Annotated in this window: 5 protein-coding genes; all 5 read right to left on the reverse strand. The window is 59.9% G+C overall.

Translation table 11 applies throughout. The annotated features are described in order from the left end of the window. The coding region (locus VI215_05235) for a cytochrome c3 family protein (protein HEY6191717.1) at nucleotides 1-1,843 on the reverse strand (1,843 nt) is incomplete at its 3' end. Nucleotides 1,844-1,920: 77 nt separating this feature from the next. After that, entirely contained in the window at nucleotides 1,921-2,478 is a 558-nt protein-coding gene (locus VI215_05240) for a multiheme c-type cytochrome (GenBank protein HEY6191718.1), read from the reverse strand. A 246-nt stretch (nucleotides 2,479-2,724) separates the two neighbouring features. Then, a complete protein-coding gene (locus VI215_05245; protein ID HEY6191719.1) occupies nucleotides 2,725-3,051 on the reverse strand; it encodes a hypothetical protein in 327 nt (108 codons plus the stop codon). A gap of 537 nt (nucleotides 3,052-3,588) precedes the next feature. Then, a complete protein-coding gene (locus VI215_05250) occupies nucleotides 3,589-4,944 on the reverse strand; it encodes a sigma-54 dependent transcriptional regulator (GenBank protein ID HEY6191720.1) in 1,356 nt (451 codons plus the stop codon). A 79-nt stretch (nucleotides 4,945-5,023) separates the two neighbouring features. After that, the coding region (locus VI215_05255) for an ATP-binding protein (GenBank protein ID HEY6191721.1) at nucleotides 5,024-5,314 on the reverse strand (291 nt) is incomplete at its 5' end.

Raw genomic sequence — 5,314 nt, forward strand, 5'->3', positions numbered from 1 at the left:
CCCAGACCAGCGCCCAATACTCGCTTTTTTCGACATAACTGAACCGGCCGAGCCTCGGTTTCCGGGGGGAGAGCCCCAGGTTATATTTCATGATACCCATCGCGTCCCGGGCATCCTGGGCGGCCGGCATCAGGTCCAGGATGAATTTCCTTCCCCGGGAAGTGCAGCTCACATAATAGACATGATAGAGGCCGGAGGCAACCAGGACCGTGGCGGCGATCCGGTGCACCAGGCTCCGGAGCTCGAAGACGTGGCCGCTCAGATTGCGTATGCCGGCGACCCACCAGGCGTCGGGATACCGGAGCATGAATCCCGTGACGACGAGCAGGACGAAACTGAGGGTGAGCGCGCCATGCTGGAGGCGCTCGTTGAGGGTCATCCTGAGGTAGATGCCGTGTCCGCCCTGCTCCTCCGTGACCTGCCCGCTCCGGATCGCCAGTTTCCGTTTCGACTTCTTCAGGAAGTCGATCCCATTGTGGGCCGCCATTCCGCCGACGACGACCACGATCAGAATGACGTAGAGCGTGGCGATCCAGTAGAGCGTTGGCTCGTCCGCGGAGGTCATCTGCACGTGCACCGCGCCCATCGCAAACCGCTGGTTCGCCCCGGGATGGCACTTCCCGCAGGTGGCCGCCAGGTTGGCCTTGTTGACGGTGGAAGCCGGATCGCTCGCCGGTTTGATGTTGTGCGCCCCGTGGCAGCTCGCGCAATTCGCCACGTCGACAGACCCGCCCTTCATTGCGAGGCCGTGGTAGGTGTCCGAGAAGGTCGCCGGACGCGTGCTGGCGATTCCGTATTTCTCGGACAGCCTCACGGAGCCGTGGCAGCTCGCGCACTGCGCGGAGACGTTTCCGGCCGCCACCGGCGAGCGCGGGTCGTTGTGCGCGAAGATCGTGTGCTCTCCGTGACAATTGGTGCAGGTGGGCGCGTCGGTGCTGCCCCTGGCAAGGGCGCCGCCGTGGACGCTCTGCTGAAATTCCGCCGCGATTCCCGCGTGGCACTTCCCGCATGTCTCCGGAATTTTCGTTCTGTTCACGAGCGAGGCCTGGTCGCTCCCCTTGCGCATTTCATGGCTGCCGTGGCAATCGACGCAATTCGCCGCCCCGGCGTTCCCGTGGGTCAGCGCGGTTCCGTGGACGCTCTTCTCGTAGGCGGCGATGAATCCGGAGGTCGGCGAGGTGCGCGCGCGGACGTCGGGATTATCAAGGTGGCACGAGAGGCAAAGCTTTTCCTGTTCGATCTTCCGGGAGAGCGTGTCCTGCGAGGGCCTCATGCCGGCGATATCGTGGCGATGGCAGGTCAGGCAATTGGGCGCGCCCGCAACCCCCGCCGCGAACGCCTGTCCGTGCGCAGACTGCCCGAAGGCCTCCTTCACGTCCGCGTGGCATTCTCCGCACGAAACGGGGAGGTTTGACTCGTTGAACTTGCTGCCCGGGACCTTCGGCGACACCACGTCGTGCGTGCCGTGGCAATCCTTGCAGGAAACGTCCGGTTCCTCGTGAGCCGCAAGCGCCGCGGCCATCTGGGGATGGAAGGAATGCTTCACCTGGACGCCCCCGTGGCAGGTCAGGCACCTGACGGGCTCGATCTTCTCCTTGTGCGGGACATTGTCGGGATTGAATCCGGTGTGGCAGGCGACGCAGACGAGTTTGCGGTGGGGCGAATGGTCGAGGACGGAATCTTCCACGAAGAGAGAAACTTGCTTTCCCTCCCTCTCCTTTGAGAGAGAGTGATCGCTATGGCATGTGAGGCAGTCGGACCTCGACTGGGCATGAAGCACGAGCACCGGCGCCAGAAGAAGGCAGCCGAACAGACCGGCGAGGAGGAATCTCTCTTTTTTCATTTAGAGCGGGCCGGCCCACCCCCCGTGGAGGGGGGTGGGGTTGGCGGCCGGCAGTGCCTGTCTCCTGGGGGACCCCGTTATGATTTCTTCGGACGGGGATGCTTGATCTTTGGCCACATCGCATCGAACTTGAATTCCTTGAACGTCGGGCTCTTGTCGTTGTGGCAGGTTACGCACTTCTTCTCGATCGCCGCGTTGTCCGCGTAGAGCGTGAGTCCCGCCGCGACCGCTTTCAAGGAATCCTTCATGATGGCCATCGACTTGTACGCCGATCCCGGACCGTGGCATGCCTCGCACTGGACGCCGTCTTTTGCGTCGAACGTTTTGTCCATCGCCGTTGCAGCTCCCGTCACCGTGTGGCACTGGAGACACTCCGGGGACTCGGCCGCCGGTTTCGTGAGCCCCTTCTTCTTCGCGACCGCGTCGGCGGCAGGGGTGAGAAGGGCCTTGTACGCCTCCGAATGCTTTGTCTTGGACCAGACACCGAACTGGTTGCCGGTTTTCTCGGCCTTGTGGCAGGGTGCGCACATCTTGACGCCGACATACTTATTGGCGGCCTTCTCCTGGCCGGAGGCCGGAATCGTGAAGATCGTCAGCCAGAGCAGAGAACCCAGAATCACGAGAAGCGGTTTCATGGAATTGCCTTTCAGTAATGCGTGGAAAGAAGTGGACTGCGACAGAACACGTTCCCTGATGGTGACTCTTGTGCGGGATATTCGCCATTTCCTTTGCCAAGTGCAACTGTTAGCATGCCCGGGAGACGTTCAAACTGTGTGCCGGAATGAACCGGGCAGAATGGTCTGAAATGGGAGCCGTCCGGGATTGACTTTTGCAGGAATGAGACTGAGTTTCGGGGTTTTTTCACTTGTGAGAACGGAATCTCACGCGGCGCAACCGGTCATCACGAGGGAGCCGATCGTGCGCGTCACTTCCTCCAGGTCTATCGGTTTGGAGAACGCCACGTCTCCGGAATTATGGATGAAATCCCGGAACCAGCGGTCGCCGAGCGGGGAAAAATAGAAAAAAACGATTTTGAGGCCCGGGTTCTGCATGTGGATCACCCGAAACCGGTCGCGCATCCGTTGTGTGGGGAGGCAGTCCGCGATGACCAGGTCCGGTTCCATGGTCTTGACCATCGTCAGGAGCATGTCGGGATCGGTCGTGCACGACATTTCGTATTGATCCTGAAAGAGCATCCTGAGACTCATGCAGAAATCCATATCGGGGCTGAACAAGACTATCCTGGGAGCGGGGCTCATTTCTGGACTCTTTTCATGATAATTTTTCATCTCTCGTCCTGCCTTTCGTAATCCGGTGAGAATGGAGGTCGTGATCGATCCGGCGGAGCGCACTCTTGAGAGAGACAATCTGCCATCGATGGGGTTGCGAACCGGGGTCGTGTTCCATCGCATAGATCAACGACATGAGATCGGATCGGCAGATTGTCGGGCCTGCTTTTTTCGGGGTAAACGTATGCTTGTTCCTTCGGATTCTCGTCCTGCACCTTTTCGCTTCGACCATGGCTGCCACCTCCTGTTCATTCCAAGGACAACCGGTCGGAGGAACCGCAATCTTTGTGCCACGGATTCAAGGAAAAGACGGTCGGAATGGAGGGGGAATACGGCCAAATTGAAGGCGGTAAGCGGGTTTATCACAAGAGGCAGGCGCGGGGATCCCGGCCCTTCTCAAAAATAAGACGAGGCCCGGGTTCCTCGCATCAACGCTGAGAAACCGGGTGGATCGGATTAGTGGGTTATTCCGAGGTCCTTGATCCGGCGGTAGAGGGTCGGGAGGCTGATCTGAAGGTCGCGGGCGGTTTGCTCCTTGTTGAAGTCGTTTTTCCTCAGGATCGTGACGATGTACTGCTTCTCAAAATCGTTGATCGCCGTTTCGAGCGAGGTCCGGCCGACGGGGACCGTCACTCCCGAATCCGCGTGAAGAAAATCGGGCAGATCGTTCAGCGTGATGAACTCTCCGCCGCAGAAAATCACCGCCCGCTCGATGATATTCTCAAGCTCCCGGATCTCCCCCTTCCACTCGTGCTGCATCAGGAGCCGCACGACTTCTTCATTGACCCCTTTGATCTCTTTTCGCATTTCCTTTTTGTACTTCTCCACAAAATGTTCGATGAGGAGGGGTATGTCGGACCGCCGTTCCGAAAGCGAGGGAAGGCGTATTTCCACGACGTTCAGCCGGTAGTAGAGGTCCTGGCGGAACCTGCCCGCTTCGACCTCCTTGTGCAAATCGCGGTTGGTGGAGGCGAGAATCCTCACATCGACCGGGATCGCCGTCGACATGCCCACGGGCGTGATCTCCTTCTGTTCCAGCGCCCGGAGAAGCTTGACCTGGAGATGAAGGGGCATCTCGCTGATCTCGTCCAGGAGGAGCGTCCCGCCGTCGGCCGCCTTGAAGTACCCCGATTTGTCCGACACCGCCCCCGTGAAGGACCCCTTCCGGTGGCCGAAGAGCTCGCTCTCGATGAGGGTCTCCGGTATCGCCCCCGCGTTCACGGCGATGAATGGTCGCTCCGCCCGGCGGCTGTTGAAGTGGACCGCTCTCGCGACCAGCTCTTTCCCCGTTCCGCTTTTCCCCGTCACGAGGACCGTGCTGTCCGTCCCGGAGACCTTCTGGATGACGTCGAAGACATGTTGCATCTCCGGGCTCTTTCCGACAATTTTGGCAAAATCGTACTCCCTGCTCAGCTGCCGCCGGAGAATCTGATTCTCCAGCGCAAGTTTTCTCGTATCGAGCAGGCGCCTGATCTTGACCAGAAGCTCGTCGAATTCCAGGGGCTTCAGGATGTAATCGCTCGCCCCCTTGCGCAGGGCCGCGATCGCGGTGTCGAGCGAGCCGTAGGCGGTGATGATGACGACGAGCGATTGCGGGTTGAGCGAGATCGCTCTCTCGAGGAGCTCGATCCCCTTCATCTCGGGCATTTCAAGATCGGTGAGAATGAGATCGTAGGGCTCCGCGACGAGCTTGTCGTACGCCAGCTTGCCGTTCGAGGCTTCGCTCACGAAGAACCCTTCTTTCCGGAGAATGAAGGATATGGATTCGCGGATGATCTGTTCGTCGTCAACAACCAGTATTCGGTCTGCCATGCTTTGCGCCTTTAGAAGATCGATTGATGCCGGGCCACAGACGGGTCACCCGGCTTCCGGACGGCTCTCCGCGGCTGTTTCACAACTCGCGGTGGAGCGGAAATGAAATCGTGAACGTCGTGCCCTCACCCTCGACGCTGTCAACCTGGATGGTCCCCTGAAAGCTCTTGATGATGCCGTAGCTGACCCAGAGCCCCAACCCCGTCCCCTCTCCCACCTTCTTGGTGGTGTAAAACGGCTCGAAGATCTTCGGGCGCGAATCTTCGGAAATCCCTTTGCCGTTGTCGCGGATCGTCACGACAAGGTGCTCGTTCGAAACCTCCGACGCGACCACGATCGATCCTCCGGCGACACGCCCCGGCGCGTCCGG

Source organism: Bacteroidota bacterium, assembly GCA_036522515.1.
Lineage (GTDB): Bacteria > Bacteroidota > Ignavibacteria > UBA10030 > SZUA-254 > VBOC01.

Bases quoted from the DNA above. Each gene is read 5' to 3' on its own strand.
- VI215_05240 (HEY6191718.1), bottom strand. From the start codon at position 2,478: ATGAAACCGCTTCTCGTGATTCTGGGTTCTCTGCTCTGGCTGACGATC.
- VI215_05245 (HEY6191719.1), bottom strand. From the start codon at position 3,051: ATGAGTCTCAGGATGCTCTTTCAGGATCAATACGAAATGTCGTGCACG.
- VI215_05250 (HEY6191720.1), bottom strand. From the start codon at position 4,944: ATGGCAGACCGAATACTGGTTGTTGACGACGAACAGATCATCCGCGAA.